The sequence below is a fragment of the Microbacterium sp. LCT-H2 genome (genome assembly GCF_001866135.1).
Lineage (GTDB): Bacteria > Actinomycetota > Actinomycetes > Actinomycetales > Microbacteriaceae > Microbacterium.
This window is the reverse complement of the sequence record NZ_MODW01000001.1, coordinates 883249-901415: the sequence shown is the minus strand read 5'-3', so window position 1 is coordinate 901415 and position 18167 is coordinate 883249. Positions and strand designations below refer to the sequence as shown.

Here is an 18167-nt window from a genome sequence, read left to right as displayed (position 1 = left end):
ACCCATGCCAGGAATCGTTATCGTCGGCGTGCAGTGGGGCGACGAAGGAAAGGGCAAGGCCACCGATCTGCTCGGTGAGCGCACCGACTGGGTGGTGAAGTTCAACGGCGGCAACAACGCCGGGCACACCGTCGTCGTGGGCGACGAGAAGTACGCCCTGCACCTGCTGCCCTCCGGCATCCTGTCGCCCGGCGTGAACCCGGTCATCGGCAACGGCGTGGTCATCGACCTCGAGGTGCTCTTCTCCGAGCTGGAGGCCCTGTCCGCCCGCGGCATCGACGTCTCGCGGCTCAAGGTCAGCGCGAACGCGCACATCATCACCCAGTACCACCGCACGCTCGACAAGGTCACCGAGCGCTTCCTCGGCAAGCGCAACATCGGCACCACGGGCCGCGGCATCGGTCCGGCCTACGCGGACAAGATCAACCGGGTCGGCATCCGCGTGCAGGACCTCTTCGACGAGAACATCCTGCGCCAGAAGGTCGAGGGCGCCCTCGACCAGAAGAACCACCTCCTGGTGAAGGTCTTCAACCGCCGCGCCGTCACCTGCGACGAGATCGTCGACGACCTGCTCTCCTACGCCGAGCGTCTGCGTCCGATGGTCGCCGACACCGGCTACCTCATCGACCAGGCCCTGAGCCGCGGCGAGGTCGTCGTGTTCGAGGGCGGCCAGGCCACGATGCTCGACATCGACCACGGTACCTACCCGTTCGTCACCTCGTCCTCGGCCACGGCCGGCGGCGCCTCGACCGGCTCCGGGGTCGGCCCCGGCGCCCTCGACCGCATCGTCGGCATCGTCAAGGCCTACACGACCCGCGTCGGCTCCGGTCCGTTCCCGACCGAGCTGTTCGACGAGCAGGGCGACTGGCTGCGCAAGCAGGGCTTCGAGTTCGGCACCACGACCGGGCGTCCCCGCCGCGTGGGCTGGTACGACGCTCCCATCACCCGGTACGCCACGCGCATCAACGGCATCACCGACCTCGTGCTCACCAAGCTCGACATCCTCACGGGCCTGGAGCAGATCCCGGTGTGCGTCGCCTACGACGTGGACGGGGAGCGGTTCGACGAGGTGCCGGTGAACCAGACCGACTTCCACCACGCGAAGCCGATCCTGGAGTACTTCCCGGGCTGGAGCGAGGACATCTCGACCGCGCGCACCTTCGAGGACCTTCCGCAGACGGCGCAGGACTACGTGCTCGCGCTGGAGGAGATGAGCAACACCCGCATCTCGGTGATCGGCGTCGGTCCGGAGCGCGATCAGGTGATCGTGCGCCACGACCTGCTCGACTGACCGGCATGACGCGGTTCTGGCTCGGGGGCTACGGCCCGGCGATGGAGGGCTCCGCCGAGGGGATCGGCGTGCTGGCAGGCGACGAGGGCCGTGAGGCCGCGACGCTCGCCTACCGCGGACCCGTGACGCAGACGCCGTCGCCGTCGTGGCTCGCGGCGCATCCGTCCCTCGATGTCGTGTACGCGGCGTTGGAGGGCGATGCCGCCGTGCAGGCGTTCGCGCGCACCCGGGAGCTGGCGCTGACGCCGCTCGGCGATCCGGTGGCGACGGGGGACGGCGTCTGTCATCTCGCGGTGTCGCCGAACGGCCGGACGCTCGTCGCCAGTTGCTACGGCGACGGACGGGTCGTCCGGTTCGCACTCGCCGCCGATGGTCGTCTCGTGCCGGCGAAGGAGGATGCGGCCGCGGCCCTGCGTGCCGCCCTGTTCGGCGACGGTGATCCGGAGGCGGCCCCGGCCACGCCCGCCGGGGACGGCATCGCCGCGGTCGACCCGTACGGCGACGCGGGCCGCGCATCTCACGCGCACGCCGCCGCCTTCCTGCCGGACGGCCGTGTGGCGACGACCGACCTCGGCTTCGATCTCGTCCGGTTCTGGCGCCTGCAGGGCACCGGGCTCGTCCTCGACCAGGAGGTCGTGCTTCCGCGCGGCACCGGTCCGCGCCACATGGTCGTGCATCCGAGTGGGCACCTGCATGTCGTGACCGAGTACTCCTGCGAGGTTTTCACGCTCGCCGCCGCCGCCGACGGCACCTGGGGCGTCGTCTCCTCGGCTCCGGCCAGCCCCATCGCGCAGGTCGGCGTGGACTTCCCCGCCGAGCTCACCCGCTCCAAGGACGGTCAGTTCCTCTACACCGCCCTCCGTGGCAGCAACACCATCGCGGCGCTGCGGGTGCGCGGCAGCGGCGAGGCCCTGGAACCGGTCGCGCTCGCCGACTCCGGAGTCGACTGGCCGCGACATCACCTCGTCTACCAGGGCAAGCTCCTCGTCGCCGGTCAGCGCTCCGACACCGTCACGCTGCTCGACCTCGATGAGCGGACGGGAGCGCCGCTCGGAGTCCGGCACGAGGCGCAGGCTCCCGCGCCGACAAGCATCCTCCCGCTGCGCTGACTCCCTGCCGGACCCGCGTCCATCCGGGACTTGACCTCAACCATTCTTGAGGTTCTAGCGTCGTCCTCATGACGACCGAGACCGGGCGCACCGCGCCGTCCACGCCCGCCCCGTCCCGCATCCTCGGCGGCGAGTTCGTCTGGATCACGATCGGCGCGTGCGCCCTCGTGTTCCTCGGCGCCTTCGAATCGCTGGCGGTCACCACGGTGATGCCGGCGGTCAGCGCCGACCTCGACGGCGAGCGGTTGTACGCGCTCGCCTTCGCCGGACCGCTCGCGACGAGCGTGATCGGCATGGTGGTCGCCGGCAACTGGTCCGATCGGCGGGGTCCCGTGGTGCCGCTGTACGCCTCCGTCGCCCTGTTCACCGTGGGGCTGCTCGTCGCGGGGCTCGCGCCGACCATGGAGGTTCTCGTCGCGGGCCGTTTCGCGCAGGGGCTCGGCAACGGCGGACTCATGGTGGCTCTCTACGTCGTGGTCGCCCGGGTGTACCCGACGTCCCTGCATCCGGCGATCTTCGCGGGGTTCGCCGCCGCGTGGGTCGTCCCCTCGCTGATCGGTCCGACGATCGCGGGTGCGGTCACGGAGGTGTGGAGCTGGCACTGGGTGTTCCTCGGGGTCGTGGTGCTCGTCGTGCTCGCGCTGCTGATGGTCGTCCCGGCCCTGCGCGGCCTCGCGCGCAGCGGAGACGCCGCCACGCCGTGGGCTCTCGGGCGGCTGGGGTGGTCGGTGCTCGCCGCCTCCGCCGTGCTCGCCCTCGACCTCGTCGGAGAGGTCCCGGTCGCCGGTCCGTTCCTGTCGGCGGCCGCGGTGGTGGTCGCGATCTCGGCGGTACGCCCACTCGTTCCCCGGGGCGCGCTCGTCGCCCGCCGGGGCCTGCCGTCGGTGATCCTGGTGCGCGGTCTGGGGGCGGCGGCGTTCTTCGGGGCGCAGATCTACCTGCCGTACCTGCTCACCGATCGGTACCTGCTGTCGCCGACCCTCGCCGGGCTCGCGCTGACCGGGGGTGCGCTCGCCTGGTCGGCGGCGGCGACCGTCCAGGGGCGGATGGGCGAGCGCCTGTCGAGCGTGACCGCGGTGCGGGTGGGGACGGTCCTCGTGGTCATCGGGATCGCCCTGATCCTGGTGATCACGGTCACGCAGGCCACCCCGCTGCTCGCCGCCCTCGCCTGGGTCGTCGCGGGTGCGGGCATGGGGTTGATGAGCCCGCGATCCAGCGCGCTCGTCCTCGCGATGTCCTCCCCGGCGGAGCAGGGGTTCAACAGCGGTGCGATGACCGTGGCCGACTCCTTCGGAAGCGCGCTCGCCCTCGCCGTCACAGGCTCGCTCTTCGTCGCGCTCGGGGCCGTTGCCGGAGTGGATGCGTTCGCGGGAGTGTTCGCGCTCGCCGCGGTGATCGGTGCGGCGGCGGCCGTCCTCGCCCCGCGGACGAGGAGTGTGGAGCCCGCTGGGGAGTGATTTGCGCGGGCTGTGCGGGCACCCCTACCCTGGTGAACGGTGTTCAGGTGAACACCGTTCAGGAAGGAACACCCGATGGCATCCACCTCCCGCGACACCTCCGCGACCCTCGGCCGCGTCGCTGTCTTCGCCGCGCTCATCATCGTGCTCGGCACGGTCGTCGTCCCGCTGCCCGGTGGGGTGCCCATCACCGGACAGACGCTCGCCGTCATGCTGGCTGGTCTCGTCCTCGGCCCCCGGGTCGCGCCGTGGTCCGTCGCCCTCGTCCTCGTGCTCGCGGCGGTCGGCCTTCCCGTCCTCGCGGGCGGACGCGGAGGTCTCGGGGTCTTCGTCGGCCCCACGGCCGGGTACCTGCTCGGCTGGATCGTGGGCGTCGTCGTCATCGGACTCCTGATGCGCACCGGTCGCCCGACCTGGTGGCGTGCCGCGCTCGCGGCCTTCGTCGGCGGTGTGCTCGTCGTCTACGCCTTCGGCATCCCCGTCCAGGCTCTCGTCACCGGCGTGCCGCTCGACCTCACGGCGCTCTCGACCCTGGCCTTCCTCCCGGGCGACCTCATCAAGGTGACCGCGGCGACCCTCATCGTCGTGGCCCTCCGTCGCGCCTACCCCCGGGCCTTCGCCGACCGTCGTCCCGTCCCGTCCGTCGTCGCCTGACCCTCGGACCGCCCCTGCCCGTCCCGTCGACTCCGGTCGTCCATGTTCCAGATGCACGACCGCGGCACGTCTGCCGGCGGATCGTCTCGTCCCTCTCGTGCGGCCGTCCCCAGGTCGTGCATCCGGAACGACGGATCCGGACCCGGATCCGAAACCGAAACCCGACGTCGGGAAGGACGGGCATATCGGCGGACGGGAACAACTCACCCGTGACTCGACGTTCCTCATGAGCGAGACTGGGCCACGGACCGCCGCGGCCACGAGAGGGGCGAGCATGACTGCTGCCGAGAAGACCGACGAATACGACCTCATCGTGCTGGGCGGTGGTCCGGTCGGGGAGAACGTGGCGGACCGTGCCGTGCAGGGCGGTCTCACCGCGATCATCGTGGAGAGCGAGCTCGTCGGCGGGGAGTGTTCGTACTGGGCGTGCATGCCGTCGAAGGCGCTGCTCCGGTCGGCCCAGGCGCTCCGTGCCGCGCAGCACGTCTCCGGCGCCGCGCAGGCCGTGACCGGCTCGCTCGACGTGCGCGCGGTGTTCGAGCGTCGCGACTCCTTCACGAGCAACTGGTCCGACGACGGACAGGTGAAGTGGCTGGAATCCGCTCACATCGACCTCGCCCGGGGTCACGGCCGGCTGACCGGGGAGCGCGAGGTCACGGTGACCGACCAGGACGGCGGCACCCGGGTGCTGCGCGCGCGTCACGCGGTCGCCATCAGCACCGGTTCGGATGCGATCATCCCGCCGATCGAGGGCCTGCGGGAGGCGTCGCCCTGGACAAGCCGCGAGGCGACCAGCGCCGAGGAGCTGCCCGACAGTCTTGCGGTCATCGGCGGCGGCGTGGTCGCGGTCGAGATGGCCACCGCGTACGCGGCGCTCGGCTCGTCGGTGACACTGCTCGCCCGCAGCGGGCTGCTGGGCGGAATGGAGCCCTTCGCCGGAGAGCGCGTGGCCGACGGCCTACGTGAGCTCGGCGTCGACGTCCGCACCGACACCGGCACGACGGCGGTGCACCGCGACGGGGACCGGGTGACCATCACCCTCGACAACGGGGAGACGGTGACCGCGGCGGAGGTGCTCGTCGCGACCGGACGCTCTCCTCGCAGCGCCGACATCGGGCTCGACGCGGTCGGACTCGAGCCGGGTCGCTGGATCGCGACGGACGACACCCTCCGCGTCCCCGGGCACGACTGGCTCTACGCCGTCGGCGACGTCAACGGCCGCGTGCTGCTGACCCACCAGGGCAAGTACCAGGCGCGTGCCGCGGGCGACGTCATCGTCGCGCGGGCGCAGGGCGACGCGGTGGACGACGCGCCCTGGGGCCGTCACGTCGCCACGGCCGACCACGCCGCGGTGCCCCAGGTCACCTTCTCGATCCCGGAGGTCGGGTCCGTCGGACTCACCGAGGCGGCGGCGAAGGATGCCGGGACCGCCGTCCGCGTCGTCGACTACGACCTCAGCTGGGTGGCGGGCGCGAGCCTCTATGAGGACGGCTTCGCCGGGCAGGCGCGCCTGGTCGTCGACACCGACCGGGACGTCGTGATCGGTGCGACGTTCGTCGGTCCCGAGGTCGCCGAGCTCGTGCAGGCCGCGACCATCGCGATCGTCGGCGAGGTCCCGATCGCCCGACTCTGGCACGCCGTCCCCTCCTACCCCACGATCAGCGAGATCTGGCTGCGGCTCCTGGAGGGCTACGGCCGCGACTCCGCCTGATCCGGGCAATCCGATTCCGGACGCGTGACGAACAGAACGCGCATTGTGTCCCAGATTGACGACCCCGCGCGCAACCCGGTGCCGGATGTCGCACCCGTCTTATACGCTCGTACCCACATCCGAGGAGGCAGGACCATGAAGGCTGTACTCGCAGGAAGCGTCATCGCCGAGGCCGACCAGGACGACCTCATCCGCATCGAGGGGAATTGGTACTTCCCGCCGGCAGCCGTCGCGCCGGACGCGCTCGTCGAGAGTCCCACCCCGTACACGTGTCCGTGGAAGGGCGAGTGCCAGTACTACTCCGTCCAGGTCGACGGAGAGCTGCACAAGGATCTCGCGTGGTCGTACCCGCACCCGTACCCGTCGGCGTTCGACCGGGTCGGCAAGGACTTCTCCGGCTACGTCGCCTTCGCCCCGGGCGTCGAGGTCTCGGCCTAGTCCGCCACGACGAACGACCGCACGTCCGCACGACCGTCGGAGAGACACCCTCATGATCGAGTTCCGCAACGTCACGAAACGCTTCCCCGACGGGACGCTCGCCGTCGACGACTTCAGCCTCGTGCTGCCCTCCCGCAAGACCACCGTGTTCGTCGGCTCGTCCGGCTGCGGCAAGACCACCCTGCTGCGGATGATCAACCGCATGGTGGAGCCGACGTCGGGGGAGGTCGAGATCGACGGGGAGAGCGTGCTGTCTGGCGACCCGGTCGCGCTGCGCCGGCGCATCGGCTACGTCATGCAGAACTCCGGGCTCATGCCGCACTTCACCGTGATCGACAACGTGGCCACCGTGCTGCGGCTGAACGGGGTGAAGCGCAAGGAGGCGCATGAGCGGGCCCGTGAGCTGCTCACGACGGTCGGCCTCGACCAGGCGCTGGCCGAGCGGTACCCGAGCCAGTTGTCCGGCGGCCAGCAGCAGCGCGTCGGGGTGGCCCGCGGGCTCGCCGCCGACCCGAACATCCTCCTCATGGACGAGCCGTTCGGTGCGGTCGACCCCATCGTCCGCGCCGACCTCCAGCAGGAGACCCTGCGACTACAGCACGAGCTCGACAAGACGGTCGTGTTCGTCACGCACGACATCGACGAGGCCTTCCTCCTCGGCGACCAGGTCGTCATCCTCGACAAGGGCGCCCGGATCGTGCAGGTGGGCAGTCCGAGCGAGATCATCGAGAACCCGGCCGACGACTTCGTCTCCTCGTTCATCGGAGCCGACCGCGGCCGCCGGGCGCTGCACCTCAAGCAGACCGCGCGCGGGACCGTGGTCGTCGACTCGGAGGGCCGCACGCAGGGAGCGATCGTCGATGCGCCGGAGGGCGTGGTCGACGGAGCCGACGCGCTGAAGGCGGCCCCGTGAACTGGGTCGGCGACAACCTCGGGCTGATCCTCGATCTGACCGCAGCTCACCTGCGCCAGAGCGTCATCCCGATCGTGCTCGGGTTCGTCCTCTCTCTTCCTCTCGGCTGGGTGGCATGGCGCTATCGGCTGGTGCGGGGACCGATCATCGCGCTGACCGGTCTGCTCTACACGATCCCGTCGCTCGCGCTGCTGATCCTCCTTCCCGCGGTGCTCGGCTACTCCGCGATCAACGAACCGAACCTCATCGTCGCCCTCACGATCTATGCGATCGCGATCCTCGTCCGGGCCGTCGCCGACGGCCTGGACTCGGTCGACGACGACGTGCGACAGGCGGCGACCGCGACGGGCTTCGCCGCCTTCCGACGGTTCTGGGCAGTGGAGTTCCCGCTCGCCGGACCGGTCATCCTCGCCGGGCTCCGTGTCACCGCGGTCAGCACGATCTCGCTGGCGACGGTCGGTGTGCTGATCGGCGTGCGAAACCTCGGCTATCTCTTCACCGACGGCCTCCAGCGCCGCATCATCGAGGAGGTGTTCGCGGGCGTCGTCGCCGTCGTCGTGATCGCTCTGATCGTCGATCTTCTTCTCGTGCTGGCCGGGCGCGCGCTGATGCCGTGGACGCGCACGGCGACGAAGACGGCGACCAAGGCCGCCGTGAGCCGGACGGCGGCGATGGGATCGGCCGCATGAATCTTTTCACCGATGCCTTCATCTGGCTTTTCTCACCCGACCGCTGGACAGGCCCGTACGCGCTGCCGGTGCTGTTCGGTCAGCACATCTTCTACACGGTGATCTCGGTCGCGATCGCGGCGGTCATCGCCGTCCCGCTCGGGTGGCTGATCGGGCACACAGGCCGCGGACGCGAGGTCGCCGTAGCGATTTCCGGTGCCGCACGCGCCATCCCGTCGTTCGGTCTCCTCATCCTCCTGGTGCTGCTGCTCGGGGTGCTCCGCACACCGGTCGCCGCCGTCATCACGTTCGTCCTCCTGGCGATCCCCTCGCTCCTCGCAGGCGCCTACACCGGGCTGGAGGCGATCGACCGCCGAGTCCTCGATGCCGCCCGAGCCATGGGAATGACAGAGTGGCAGGTGTTCTGGAAGGTCGAGGTGCCGCTCGGTCTCTCGCTGCTCATCGGCGGGCTCCGCTCGGCGCTGCTGCAGGTCATCGCCACCGTCACCATCGCGGCCTACGTGAACCTGGGCGGCCTGGGATGGCCGATCATCCAAGGTCTCCCCCTCCGCCGCTTCGATCAGGTGCTCGGCGGCGCGATCCTCGTCGCGGTGCTGGCGCTCCTCGTCGACCTCCTGCTCGCTCTCGCTCAGCACGCCGCAGTGCCCCGCGGCGTGCGCACGCGTCCGCAAAGACGCCGAACTCGGTCGACCGCTCGCGCGGTCGCGACCGCCTGACCCACAGCATCGTCCCCCAGAGAAGAGGAAGTCCCATGTTCACCGCACGCACATCTCGTTTCGCCCTTGCCGGCGGCGTCGCTCTCACCGCCGCGCTCGTGCTGGCCGGATGCTCCAGCAGCAATCCCCTCGACACCCCGACCGAGGAGTCCGGCTCGGGCGGCAGCGAGACCATCGTCATCGGCTCCCAGGCGTACTACTCCAACGAGATCATCGCCGAGATCTACTCCCAGGCACTCACCGCCGCCGGGTTCGACGTCGAGGAGAAGTTCAGCATCGGCCAGCGCGACGCCTACATGCCGGACGTCGAGTCCGGGGCGATCGACCTGTTCCCGGAGTACACGGGCAACCTGCTCGAGTACCTGGACAAGGATGCGACGGCCACCAGCCCGGACGACGTCTACGCCGCCCTGAAGGACGCGCTCCCGGACGGCCTCACCGCGCTCGACTACGCGGAGGCATCCGACCAGGACACCTACACGGTGCTCAAGAGCTTCGCCGAGGAGAACGACCTCACCTCGATCGCCGACCTCGCAAACGTCACCACCCCGGTCACGATCGGCGCGGCGCCCGAGTTCGAGCAGCGTCCGTACGGCCCTGCTGCGGCCAAGGAGGTCTACGGCGTCGACCTGGCGTTCTCGGCCACCGGTCCCACGACGCTGGAGTCGCTGCTCGCCGGCGAGATCCAGGTGGCGGACATCTACTCCGCCGACCCGGCATTCCAGACCGAGGACATCGTGGCGCTGGAAGACCCGGAGAACATCATCCTCGCCTCGAACGTCGTCCCCATCGCGTCCAGTGACGTGGCCGACGAGATCGCCGACGTGATCAACGGCATCAGCGCCAAGCTGACCGCCGAAGAGCTCGTCGCCCTCAACGTGCAGAGCACGGTCGACCAGAAGTCGGCAGAGGACATCGCGAAGCAGTGGCTCACGGACAGCGACCTCATCTGAGTCGTCTCCCCGCGAAGCGCCCGGCCCTCAGGGGTCGGGCGCTTCGTCGTCCCCGCCTGCCGGTGTGCACAGCTTCGGAGATCTCGCCAGACACGCCGTGGAGGACCCCCGGCTGACGGTGTGTCGCCCCGGGTCTCCGAAGTTGTGCCCGGGGGTGAGGCCCGGGGTCAGGTGCGGGAGTCCTGCTTCGGCACGACCACCTGCTTGACGATGATGAGGATCGAGGCGGTGACGGGAACGGCCACGAGGGCGCCGAGCAGGCCGAGGAGCGTGCCGCCGGCGAGGGCGCCGATGACGACGAGCGAGCCCGGCACGGCCACCGCCTTGTTCATGACCCGGGGGGTGAGCACGTATGCCTCGATCTGCATGTAGACGAGGTAGATCGCGGCGAAGACCAGCGCGGCGATCGGGTTCGTGAACAGCGCGAGGATGGTGCCGATCATCCAGAACAGCACCGAGCCGACGAGCGGGATGAGCGTGACGCAGAAGGCGATCGCGGCCATGAGTGGCGGGAACGGCAGGCCCAGCACGGTGTAGAGGATGAGGGCGAGGGTCGCGTTGCAGAAGGCCAGGACGACCATCCCCATCACGTAGCCGCCCACCGAGTCGGTGATCTGCTGGGAGATGTCGCCGGCGCGGTCGCGGTCGCGGGCCGGGACCAGACGCAGCAGACCCTGGCGCATGGCCGGCAGGGTCGCGAGGAAGTACAGCGTCAGCACGAGCACCACGATCGCGCCCGAGATCCCACTCGCGATGGACGCGCCCACCTGGAGCGCGCCGCCGCCGATCGTCGCGAGGTTTCCGAAGTCGGAGAGGAACTTCTGCACCTCCGAGACGAGGTCCTGGAACTGGTCGCCGAACTGGTTGTTGAGGGTGGCGTAGAGGTCGGACTTCGTGAAGTCCTCGATCATGCCGGGGACCGACTTCACGAACCCGGCGATCTGATCCACGACGATGGGCACGATCATCCACAGGACGAGGGCGACGACGACGATGAGAGCGAGGATCGTCACCACGACGGAGAGCGCGCGGGAGATGCCGCGGCGTTCGAGGAAGCGGACGGCCGGGTCGAGGCCGAGCGCGGCGAACAGGGCGAGTGCGATGTAGATGAGGACGGTGGAGAGGCTGTAGAGCGCGCTGCCGATCACGATCGCCCCGAGACCGCCGAGGGTCACGAGGAACCCGAAGACGAACGGCCGATCGATCCGCGTCCAGAACGAGCGGCTCGGCGTGGTCGGCTCGATCACCACGGGGACGGACGGCTTCGCGACGGCGTCGGGCGCCTCCACCGCGGCACCGACGAGCGCGGCGTCGACGGGGGCGGGGACGGAGTCCGGGGCGGGGCCGCGCTGGCCGTCGTGCGGAGCGGAGGCCGGCGACTGGTCGTTGCTCATGAGCACACGATAGCGGTGCCCCTCGTCGGAAGCCGGGTGATCTGCGGCTCTAGAGTAGGGGCATGACTGCCGCTGAGGATCCGAAGGCCGAACTGCTCCGGCTGCGTGCGAGCATCGACAACATCGACGCGGCCCTGATCTTCCTGCTCGCGGAGCGGTTCCGCGCCACGCAGCAGGTGGGCCACCTCAAGGCCGAGCATGAGATGCCGGCGTCCGACCCGAACCGCGAGGAGCAGCAGGTCGCCCGGCTCCGCGCGCTCGCGGAGGACGCCCACCTCGACCCGGAGTTCGCGGAGAAGTGGTTCAACTTCGTCGTGGCCGAGGTCATCCGCCACCACACCGAGGCCGCGGAGGGGCGCTGAGCCCGCGCGTCAGGCCCCGCGTGCGGCGAGCAGTCGATCCCGCACCTCTCGCCGCAGCACCTTGCCGATGAGCGACCGGGGGAGGTCGTCGACGGCGGTGATCCGGCGCGGCACCTTGTAGGCGGTCAGCCGCGTGCGGCAGAAGTCGCGGAGGCCCTCCATGTCGTCGGCGGCACCCTTCCGGAGGACCACGGCGGCTGCGACCTCTTCGCCGCCGCTCGACCGGGGAAGCCCGACGACGGCGGCCGCCACGACATCCGGGTGCGCTTCGAGCGCGTTCTCGACTTCGCTGGGTGAGACGTTGAAGCCGCCGGTGATGATGAGCTCCTTCCGGCGGTCGACGATGGTGACGAACCCGTCGGCGGAGACCTCGGCGATGTCTCCAGTGCGGAGCCAGCCGTCCGGCAACAAGGCCTCGGCTGTCTCTCCGGGACGACCCCAGTAGCCCTGGAACACCTGCGGACCGCGCAGCAGCAGCTCGCCGGGCTCGCCCGTGGGCACCTCGACATCGGGGTCGTCGGGGTCGACGATGCGGATCTCGGTGCTCGGGAACGGGACGCCGACGGTGCCGGGCCGCCGGGTCGGGCCCATCGGGTTGCCGAGGGCAACGGGGGAGGCCTCGGTCATCCCGTACCCCTCCACGAGCAGTCCCCCGGTCGCCTCCTCCCAGCGCCGCACCGTCTCGACGGGAAGGCTCATGGCTCCGGAGATCGCGAACCGCACCGTGGAGAGGTCCACCGTGCCGCGTCCGGCCGCGCGGGCCAGCTGATCGTAGATCGGCGGGACGGCGGGGAGGAAGGTCGGCGGGCTCGTGCGGGCGGCATCGGTCACGAGTCCGAGGTCGAACGTCGGGAACAGCACCACCTTCGCCCCGATGCTCAGGGCGAACGTGAGGCACAGGGTGAGTCCGTAGGCGTGGAAGAGCGGGAGCACGGCGTAGAAGGTCTCTTCGCCGTCGCGGAGCCCGGGCACCCAGGCCCGCCCCTGCATCGCGTTGGCCCGCAGGTTCGCATGGGTGAGGATCGCCCCCTTGGGGATCCCGGTCGTCCCGCTCGTGTACTGCAGGACGGCGGTGTCGCCCAGCGACGGCCCAGGGGTGCGGCGGGGGAGCCGGCGGTGCGACACGAGCTTCTTCCACGGCGTCAGGTGCCGCGCGCGTGGCGTGCCGGTCAGCTTCGCCCGCGATGCCCGGGCCTTCGGGACCGGGAGTCGCAGCAGGAGGCGCTTCGACAGGGGCATCGCCGCCGTGAGGTCGACGCTCACGATGTGGCCGACCCGGAGGTCGTCGGGGAACCCCGCGACGGTGTCGGCGACCTTGTCCCACACGATCGCGACGCGGGCCCCGTGGTCCTCGAACTGGTGGCGCAGCTCCCGCGCGGTGTAGAGCGGGTTGTGCTCGACGACGATCGCCCCGAGACGCAGGACCGCGTAAAACGCCACGACGTGCTGCGGGCAGTTCGGCAGCACCAGTGCCACCCGGTCGCCCTTCGTGACCCCGAGATGGCGGAGTCCTTCCGCGGCGCGGTCGATCTGCTCGCCGAGCTCCCGGTAGGTCGTGACGGCGCCGAAGAACTCGAGGGCGGGGCGGCGCGCATACCGCCGGATGCCGCCGGCCAGCATCTGCGGCAGGGTCTGCGTCGGCTCGTCGATATCGGCCGGCACGCCCTCGGCATAGGAGCGGAGCCAGGGACGGGAAGACAGCGGCGCGTCGGTCATGCCCTCATCCTCCGTCACGGACCTGTGCTCCGCCTCCCCCTTGCGCTCCCGCCCGTCCGGCGTGCAGTCACTCGTCTGCGAGGATGCCCATGACGATGGCGTCGACCCACTCGCCGTCCCAGCGCAGCGCCTCCCGACGCCGGCCCTCGACGACGAAGCCCGCCTTCTCGTAGGCGCGCTGCGCCCGCGGGTTGAACGCGTACACCTCGAGCTCCACCCGGTGCAGTCCCACGGTGTCGAAGGCGTGACGGATGACCGCGCGCGTCGCCTCCGTCCCGTATCCCGCGCCGAACCACTGCGGCCCCGCGAGGGCGATGCGGAACCCTGCGGAGAGGTTCTCCTCGTCCAGATCGCTGAGGACCACCTCGCCGATGTGCGCGACGTCTTCGCGACGGAGGATCGCCCAATCCGCCCGGTCGTCCCGGTCGGCGAGCGACCGGAGCCAGGTCTCGACGCCCTCCCGGGTGAAGCGCGCGTGGGTGCCGGTCAACCGCAGCACCTCGGGCTCCTGCAGGGCCGCCCAGGTGCCGTCGAGATGCTCGGGTCCGAGCGGCACGAGGTCCAGCCGCTCGGTCGCCAGGGCGGGGACGGGAGTGAGGGAGAGCGCCATCAGACGGTGAGCACCCGCCCCGTGACGATCCCCTCGACCGCGCGCACGTACGCCTGGCCGACCTCGTCGTCGGTGACGGGCCGGTGGCCGGGGAAGGTCGAGAAGTACCCGGGGGAGTTCGCCAGCACGTCGGGGGAGACCGCGTTGATGCGGATCCCCCGCGGGGCCTCGGCCGCCGCCGTGATCACGAACGACTCCAGGGCGCCGTTGGCCATCGCCGCCGCCGCTCCCGTCGCGATCGGCTCCCGCGCGAGCACGCCGCTGGTGAGGGTGACGGAGCCGCCGTCGGTCACGTGGTCGAGGGCGACCCGTACGACGTCGAGCTGCGCGAGGGTCTTCCCGGTGAAGGCGGCCAGATAGTCGTCGCGGTCGAGGTCGGCGAGCGGCTTGAAGGGCACCGAGCCCACCGCGACCACGACGGCGTCGACGGGGCCGACCCGCTCGAAGAGGCTGCGGATGGAGGCCGGATCGGTCACGTCCACGCTCTGCTCGCCGGAGCGGGAGGCGCGCACGACCTCGTGTCCGCGGACGTCGAGGGTGGCGGCGGCGACTCCGCCGATGCTGCCGGTTGCGCCGATCACGAGTGCCTTCATGCGGATTCCTCCCAGGACGGATCGAGACGACGGACGGCCGCCTCGCGGGATCGAGTCTCCCATCCCTTCCGGGCGGGAGGGGACGGATGACGGGCGCGTCCGTCAGCGCGGGCTGAACTCGGCGGCCACCACGCGGGTCGCCGCGCCCAGGAGGACGGCGTCGTCGAGCGCGCTCGGCACCACGGTCGGTCCGAGGGAGGGGTGCGAGGCGGCACGGACCGCGGCGGCCGTCGCGTCCACGAACTCCGGGGAGACGATCTCGTCGGGACCGCTCAGGACGATCGTGGGAAGGTCGACGGCGGCGGCGATGACCGAGAGCGACGTGCCGAGTCGGGCGCCGGCGGCGGCGAGCACCGCCCCTCGGTCCGCGCCCGGGGTCTCCAGGCGCCGGGCGATCGCGGGAGCCGCGGCCCACGCATGGACGCAGCCGTCGCGCCCGCACAGGCAGAGCTCACCGGGGTCGCCGCCCGCACCGACGTGCGCGAGCTCGCGGGCGCCGATGGAGCGTTCCACGGGGGCGCCGTCGTCGCCGACGACGCGGATCGCGGTGCCGATGCGGGTGCCGATGCGGACGAGGAGGAAGTCGGTGCCGACGGAACCGAACCGCTGCTCGGCGTCGGCCACGAGATCGGCGTCGTCGAAGAGGTGCACGGGGGCGTCGAGGATCTCCGCGAGTCGCGGTCCGAGACCGAGCAGCGCGGAGGAGCCGGTGGGCACGCCGATGCCGATGCCGAGCGCGGGACCGTCGGCGAGGGCCCGCAGCTCGGCGACGAGACCGGCGATTGTCCCGGCGACGTCCGGGGTGCGCGGCCGGTGGAGGCGGTGCGTGATGCGGCCGTCGGGTGAGGCCAGCGCGCCGACGATGTCGTCGGGCGCGGAGAGGTCGAGCGCAATGACCTGGACCGCGCGCTGGTCGAACTCGAGCATCACGGCGGGCTTTCCCGGCCGGGACTCCTGGCTCGGGCCGCTCTCCCGGATCACGCCGTCGGCGAGCAGGTCGCGCACGACCTCGGAGACGGTGGGGCGGGCGAGGCCGGTGAGGCGGGACAGATCCGCGCGACTCAGGGCCGCCTGCTCCATGAGCGTGCGGAGGACGAGGGCGCGATTGCGCTCCCGGATGCCGCGGGCGTGACCGTTGCCCGGTGTCTGCGCGGCTCGTGCCCGATCGGCGGGGCGCTCTAGGATCTGGGGGTAGCGCACGATGCTCCTCCCGATCGACGCTCGGGCTGACTAAGTTCAATGAATAAACTAACGGACCGAGCGTACGGAGCGGTACGCGCGCTGTCAATCGACGCCACCTCGGCCCCGAGAAGGAACTCGCAGATGTTCACCCACGACGACGCGCTGGACACCCAGGCGGCGGTTCGGCGAGCGAATCTGCGACGGGCGCTGCAGCTGGTCTTCCAGGCCTCTGGTTCCCAGACCCGCGCCGGCATCGCGCGGACGACGGGCCTCACGGCGGCGACCGCGTCGTCCCTCGTCGCGGAACTCATCGAGCACCGGCTCATCGCCGAAGGTGAGCAGGCGGTGAGCACGGGGGGCAAGCGCGCGACCACACTCAGCATCGACGCGGAGCACCATCTGATCCTCGTGCTCGTCGTCCAGCCGACCAGTGCGTACCTCGCGCTCGTCGCCCTCGACGGCTCCGAGGTCGAACGACGCAGCATCTCCTACACGATGCAGACCCGGGACCGGGTCCTCGACGAGACGGTCGCGGATGTCGTCGCCGCATACGGGTCGCGGCTGCTCGCGGTCGGTGTGCAGGTCCCGGGGACGACCGACGGGCGCACGGTCCTGGAGAGCGTGCAGCTGGAGTGGCACGAGGTGCCGCTGGCGGAGCGCTTCGAGAGCATCGCGGGCGTCCCGGTCCTCCTCGTCAACGACGTCGATGCCGAGGCCATCGCGGAGGCCGGACTCGACTCCGCCCCCTCGGGCTACCGGCTGTTCATCCACAGCGGCGGAGGCATCGGCGCCGCGGTCACCCTCGACGGGGAGCTCGCGCCAGGCCCCCGAGACCGTGCCGGGGAGATCGGTCATGTGCAGGTGGTGTTTGGCGACGCCGCCCGCCCGTGCCGCTGCGGGCGTCGCGGCTGCCTGGAGTCGGCGGCTGCGATGGGACCGATGCTCGGAGAGGAGTTCTCGGATGCCCTGGACGCCTCGGCGGTCCGTGCCCTCGTCGCCCGGGCGGATCAGACCCTGATCGACGACGGCGCGCGGGCACTGGCCCGGGCCATCAAGCTCATCGGGGCGCTGCTCGATCCGATCGAGATCGTCATCGGCGGCCCCGCGACTGAGCTCGGCCCTCGGTTCCTGGAACGGGTCCGCGCTGAGAGCGGCTACCCCGCGCGCGGCACCGCCGACGTGCCGATCCGATATGCCGACCCGCGCGTGGCCCCCTCCGCCGGTCCCGCGCAGGCCGCGCTCACCGCGGTCCTCGGCGTGCGATGGAGCCCGGAGCAGCTCCGCGCCGGCGGCCACCGCTCCTGATCCCGCCCCCTGACCTCTCCCCTCGGATGTTCCGGCTGCACGATCCGGGTGGGGGTGCACGCCCGGATCCGCCCGGACCCCCTGCACGCGCGCCGCGGTCGTGCAGGGGTGCCGGAGGGGAACCCGGGGACGGGAACCCGGACGGGCTACTTCACGCTGCCGGCGGTGAGGCCGCCGACGAGACGCTTCTCGATGAGCATGAAGAGGATGATGACCGGGAGGATCGCGACGATCGAGACGCCGAACACGTACTGCCAGCTCGTCTCGTACTGACCGACGAACTTCGTGAGCGCGACCGACAGCGGCTGGTTCTTGTCCGTCGACAGGATCACCAGCGAGGCGGCGAACTCGTTCCAGCAGGCCACGAACGTGAAAACGATCGCGGTGACGATGCCCGGCCAGACGAGCGGGAGGTTGATCCGGAACAGGACCGTCAGGCGTCCGGCGCCGTCGATCTGCGCCGCCTCGTCGACCTCCTTGGGGATGCCGGCGAAGAACGAGTGCATGATCCACACGGCGAACGAGAGGTTGAAGGCCGCGTTGATGAAGATCATGGCGGTCCAGGTGTCGCCGAGGCCGAGGACGGTGAACTGCCGGAACAGGCCCGACGTGAGCACAGCCGGCTGCAGCATCTGCGTCACGATCACGAGGAACAGGAACACCATGCGGCCGGGGAAGCGGAACCGGGCCGTGTAGTACGCCGCGGGGAGCGACACGAGCAGCACCAGGAGCGTCGCGAACACGGAGATGACGATGGTCGAGACGAGGTTGTACGGCAGCGGCGTCTCGGGTGTCGACCACATCGTGAGGTAGTTCTCCCAGTGCCACTCCACCGGGAGGTAGGTCGGATCGACCGAGCGGATCTGCGCCTTCGTCTTCACCGATCCGAAGAACATGATGAGGTACGGCAGCACGAAGATCGCGAGCACGAGGAACCCGGCGGCGGTGCGCAGGATCACCCGAGGCAGCGTCACCTGATCCGCGGTGTAGCGGCGCCGGCGGCCGGGGATCGGCGGGGTTCGTCGTCCGCGGGAGTCGGCGGTGGTCACGAGGGCGGTCTCGGTCACGGTCATG

18 protein-coding genes are annotated in these 18167 nt (G+C 70.8%); 12 read left to right on the top strand and 6 right to left on the bottom strand.

The annotated features are described in order from the left end of the window. The first annotated feature begins 4 nt into the window (after positions 1–4). The 10 genes from BK819_RS04200 to BK819_RS04155 all read left to right on the top strand — a co-directional run bounded on the left by BK819_RS04200 (position 5) and on the right by BK819_RS04155 (position 9931). Entirely contained in the window at positions 5–1291 is a 1287-nt protein-coding gene (locus tag BK819_RS04200; protein ID WP_071327988.1) for an adenylosuccinate synthase, read from the top strand. Between the two features lie 5 nt (positions 1292–1296). Further along, the gene (locus BK819_RS04195) at positions 1297–2400 is read left to right on the top strand and encodes a beta-propeller fold lactonase family protein (protein ID WP_071327987.1); all 1104 of its coding nucleotides are present in this window, start codon (positions 1297–1299) and stop codon (positions 2398–2400) included. A 68-nt stretch (positions 2401–2468) separates the two neighbouring features. Then, positions 2469–3857 (top strand): MFS transporter, encoded by a 1389-nt coding sequence (locus tag BK819_RS04190; protein WP_071327986.1) that lies wholly within the window; start codon positions 2469–2471, stop codon positions 3855–3857. Positions 3858–3932: 75 nt separating this feature from the next. Then, positions 3933–4511, top strand: coding sequence for a biotin transporter BioY (locus BK819_RS04185; RefSeq protein WP_071327985.1), 579 nt, complete (start codon positions 3933–3935; stop codon positions 4509–4511). 274 nt (positions 4512–4785) lie between these two features. Further along, the gene (locus BK819_RS04180) at positions 4786–6222 is read left to right on the top strand and encodes an NAD(P)/FAD-dependent oxidoreductase (protein WP_071327984.1); all 1437 of its coding nucleotides are present in this window, start codon (positions 4786–4788) and stop codon (positions 6220–6222) included. A gap of 135 nt (positions 6223–6357) precedes the next feature. Continuing rightward, positions 6358–6660: a DUF427 domain-containing protein gene (locus tag BK819_RS04175; protein ID WP_071327983.1), complete on the top strand. Its 303-nt coding sequence runs from the start codon at positions 6358–6360 to the stop codon at positions 6658–6660. Between the two features lie 52 nt (positions 6661–6712). Next, complete coding sequence (locus tag BK819_RS04170) at positions 6713–7573, top strand: ABC transporter ATP-binding protein (protein WP_071327982.1); 861 nt, start codon at positions 6713–6715, stop codon at positions 7571–7573. Beyond that, positions 7570–8262 (top strand): ABC transporter permease, encoded by a 693-nt coding sequence (locus tag BK819_RS04165; protein WP_071327981.1) that lies wholly within the window; start codon positions 7570–7572, stop codon positions 8260–8262. Before BK819_RS04170 ends, BK819_RS04165 begins: the two co-directional genes overlap by 4 nt. After that, positions 8259–8978: an ABC transporter permease gene (locus tag BK819_RS04160; protein ID WP_071328089.1), complete on the top strand. Its 720-nt coding sequence runs from the start codon at positions 8259–8261 to the stop codon at positions 8976–8978. Before BK819_RS04165 ends, BK819_RS04160 begins: the two co-directional genes overlap by 4 nt. 35 nt (positions 8979–9013) lie before the next feature. Continuing rightward, positions 9014–9931, top strand: coding sequence for an ABC transporter substrate-binding protein (locus tag BK819_RS04155; protein WP_071327980.1), 918 nt, complete (start codon positions 9014–9016; stop codon positions 9929–9931). 167 nt (positions 9932–10098) lie between these two features. On the opposite strand, the gene BK819_RS04150 is transcribed toward BK819_RS04155, so the two are convergent. Continuing rightward, positions 10099–11325: an AI-2E family transporter gene (locus tag BK819_RS04150; RefSeq protein WP_071327979.1), complete on the bottom strand. Its 1227-nt coding sequence runs from the start codon at positions 11323–11325 to the stop codon at positions 10099–10101. Positions 11326–11387: 62 nt separating this feature from the next. Here BK819_RS04150 and BK819_RS04145 point away from each other — a divergent pair, with 62 nt between their 5' ends. Continuing rightward, on the top strand, positions 11388–11687 hold the full coding sequence (locus tag BK819_RS04145; RefSeq protein ID WP_071327978.1) for a chorismate mutase: 300 nt from the start codon (positions 11388–11390) through the stop codon (positions 11685–11687). Positions 11688–11696: 9 nt separating this feature from the next. Here the strand turns inward: BK819_RS04145 and BK819_RS04140 are convergent, their stop codons facing one another. From BK819_RS04140 to BK819_RS04125, 4 genes are all read right to left on the bottom strand, one after another. Next, complete coding sequence (locus BK819_RS04140) at positions 11697–13403, bottom strand: long-chain-fatty-acid--CoA ligase (RefSeq protein WP_071327977.1); 1707 nt, start codon at positions 13401–13403, stop codon at positions 11697–11699. A 67-nt stretch (positions 13404–13470) separates the two neighbouring features. Next, entirely contained in the window at positions 13471–14013 is a 543-nt protein-coding gene (locus tag BK819_RS04135; protein WP_071327976.1) for a GNAT family N-acetyltransferase, read from the bottom strand. Beyond that, on the bottom strand, positions 14013–14606 hold the full coding sequence (locus BK819_RS04130; RefSeq protein ID WP_071327975.1) for a short chain dehydrogenase: 594 nt from the start codon (positions 14604–14606) through the stop codon (positions 14013–14015). The genes BK819_RS04135 and BK819_RS04130 overlap by 1 nt, the downstream gene beginning before the upstream one ends. A gap of 102 nt (positions 14607–14708) precedes the next feature. Then, positions 14709–15806, bottom strand: a complete 1098-nt coding sequence (locus BK819_RS04125) for an ROK family transcriptional regulator (RefSeq protein WP_071327974.1) — start codon at positions 15804–15806, stop codon at positions 14709–14711. A gap of 123 nt (positions 15807–15929) precedes the next feature. Here BK819_RS04125 and BK819_RS04120 point away from each other — a divergent pair, with 123 nt between their 5' ends. After that, positions 15930–17093 (top strand): ROK family protein, encoded by a 1164-nt coding sequence (locus BK819_RS04120; protein WP_071327973.1) that lies wholly within the window; start codon positions 15930–15932, stop codon positions 17091–17093. A gap of 146 nt (positions 17094–17239) precedes the next feature. Here the strand turns inward: BK819_RS04120 and BK819_RS04115 are convergent, their stop codons facing one another. Further along, the gene (locus tag BK819_RS04115; protein WP_025104200.1) at positions 17240–18166 is read right to left on the bottom strand and encodes a carbohydrate ABC transporter permease; all 927 of its coding nucleotides are present in this window, start codon (positions 18164–18166) and stop codon (positions 17240–17242) included. Between the last annotated feature and the right edge of the window lies 1 nt (position 18167).

What these genes read in the sequence shown, in the direction of transcription:
- BK819_RS04200 (WP_071327988.1), top strand. Translation starts at nt 5, where the DNA reads ATGCCAGGAATCGTTATCGTCGGCGTGCAGTGGGGCGACGAAGGAAAG.
- BK819_RS04195 (WP_071327987.1), top strand. Translation starts at nt 1,297, where the DNA reads ATGACGCGGTTCTGGCTCGGGGGCTACGGCCCGGCGATGGAGGGCTCC.
- BK819_RS04190 (WP_071327986.1), top strand. Translation starts at nt 2,469, where the DNA reads ATGACGACCGAGACCGGGCGCACCGCGCCGTCCACGCCCGCCCCGTCC.
- BK819_RS04185 (WP_071327985.1), top strand. Translation starts at nt 3,933, where the DNA reads ATGGCATCCACCTCCCGCGACACCTCCGCGACCCTCGGCCGCGTCGCT.
- BK819_RS04180 (WP_071327984.1), top strand. Translation starts at nt 4,786, where the DNA reads ATGACTGCTGCCGAGAAGACCGACGAATACGACCTCATCGTGCTGGGC.
- BK819_RS04175 (WP_071327983.1), top strand. Translation starts at nt 6,358, where the DNA reads ATGAAGGCTGTACTCGCAGGAAGCGTCATCGCCGAGGCCGACCAGGAC.
- BK819_RS04170 (WP_071327982.1), top strand. Translation starts at nt 6,713, where the DNA reads ATGATCGAGTTCCGCAACGTCACGAAACGCTTCCCCGACGGGACGCTC.
- BK819_RS04160 (WP_071328089.1), top strand. Translation starts at nt 8,259, where the DNA reads ATGAATCTTTTCACCGATGCCTTCATCTGGCTTTTCTCACCCGACCGC.
- BK819_RS04155 (WP_071327980.1), top strand. Translation starts at nt 9,014, where the DNA reads ATGTTCACCGCACGCACATCTCGTTTCGCCCTTGCCGGCGGCGTCGCT.
- BK819_RS04150 (WP_071327979.1), bottom strand. Translation starts at nt 11,325, where the DNA reads ATGAGCAACGACCAGTCGCCGGCCTCCGCTCCGCACGACGGCCAGCGC.
- BK819_RS04145 (WP_071327978.1), top strand. Translation starts at nt 11,388, where the DNA reads ATGACTGCCGCTGAGGATCCGAAGGCCGAACTGCTCCGGCTGCGTGCG.
- BK819_RS04140 (WP_071327977.1), bottom strand. Translation starts at nt 13,403, where the DNA reads ATGACCGACGCGCCGCTGTCTTCCCGTCCCTGGCTCCGCTCCTATGCC.
- BK819_RS04135 (WP_071327976.1), bottom strand. Translation starts at nt 14,013, where the DNA reads ATGGCGCTCTCCCTCACTCCCGTCCCCGCCCTGGCGACCGAGCGGCTG.
- BK819_RS04130 (WP_071327975.1), bottom strand. Translation starts at nt 14,606, where the DNA reads ATGAAGGCACTCGTGATCGGCGCAACCGGCAGCATCGGCGGAGTCGCC.
- BK819_RS04120 (WP_071327973.1), top strand. Translation starts at nt 15,930, where the DNA reads ATGTTCACCCACGACGACGCGCTGGACACCCAGGCGGCGGTTCGGCGA.
- BK819_RS04115 (WP_025104200.1), bottom strand. Translation starts at nt 18,166, where the DNA reads ATGACCGTGACCGAGACCGCCCTCGTGACCACCGCCGACTCCCGCGGA.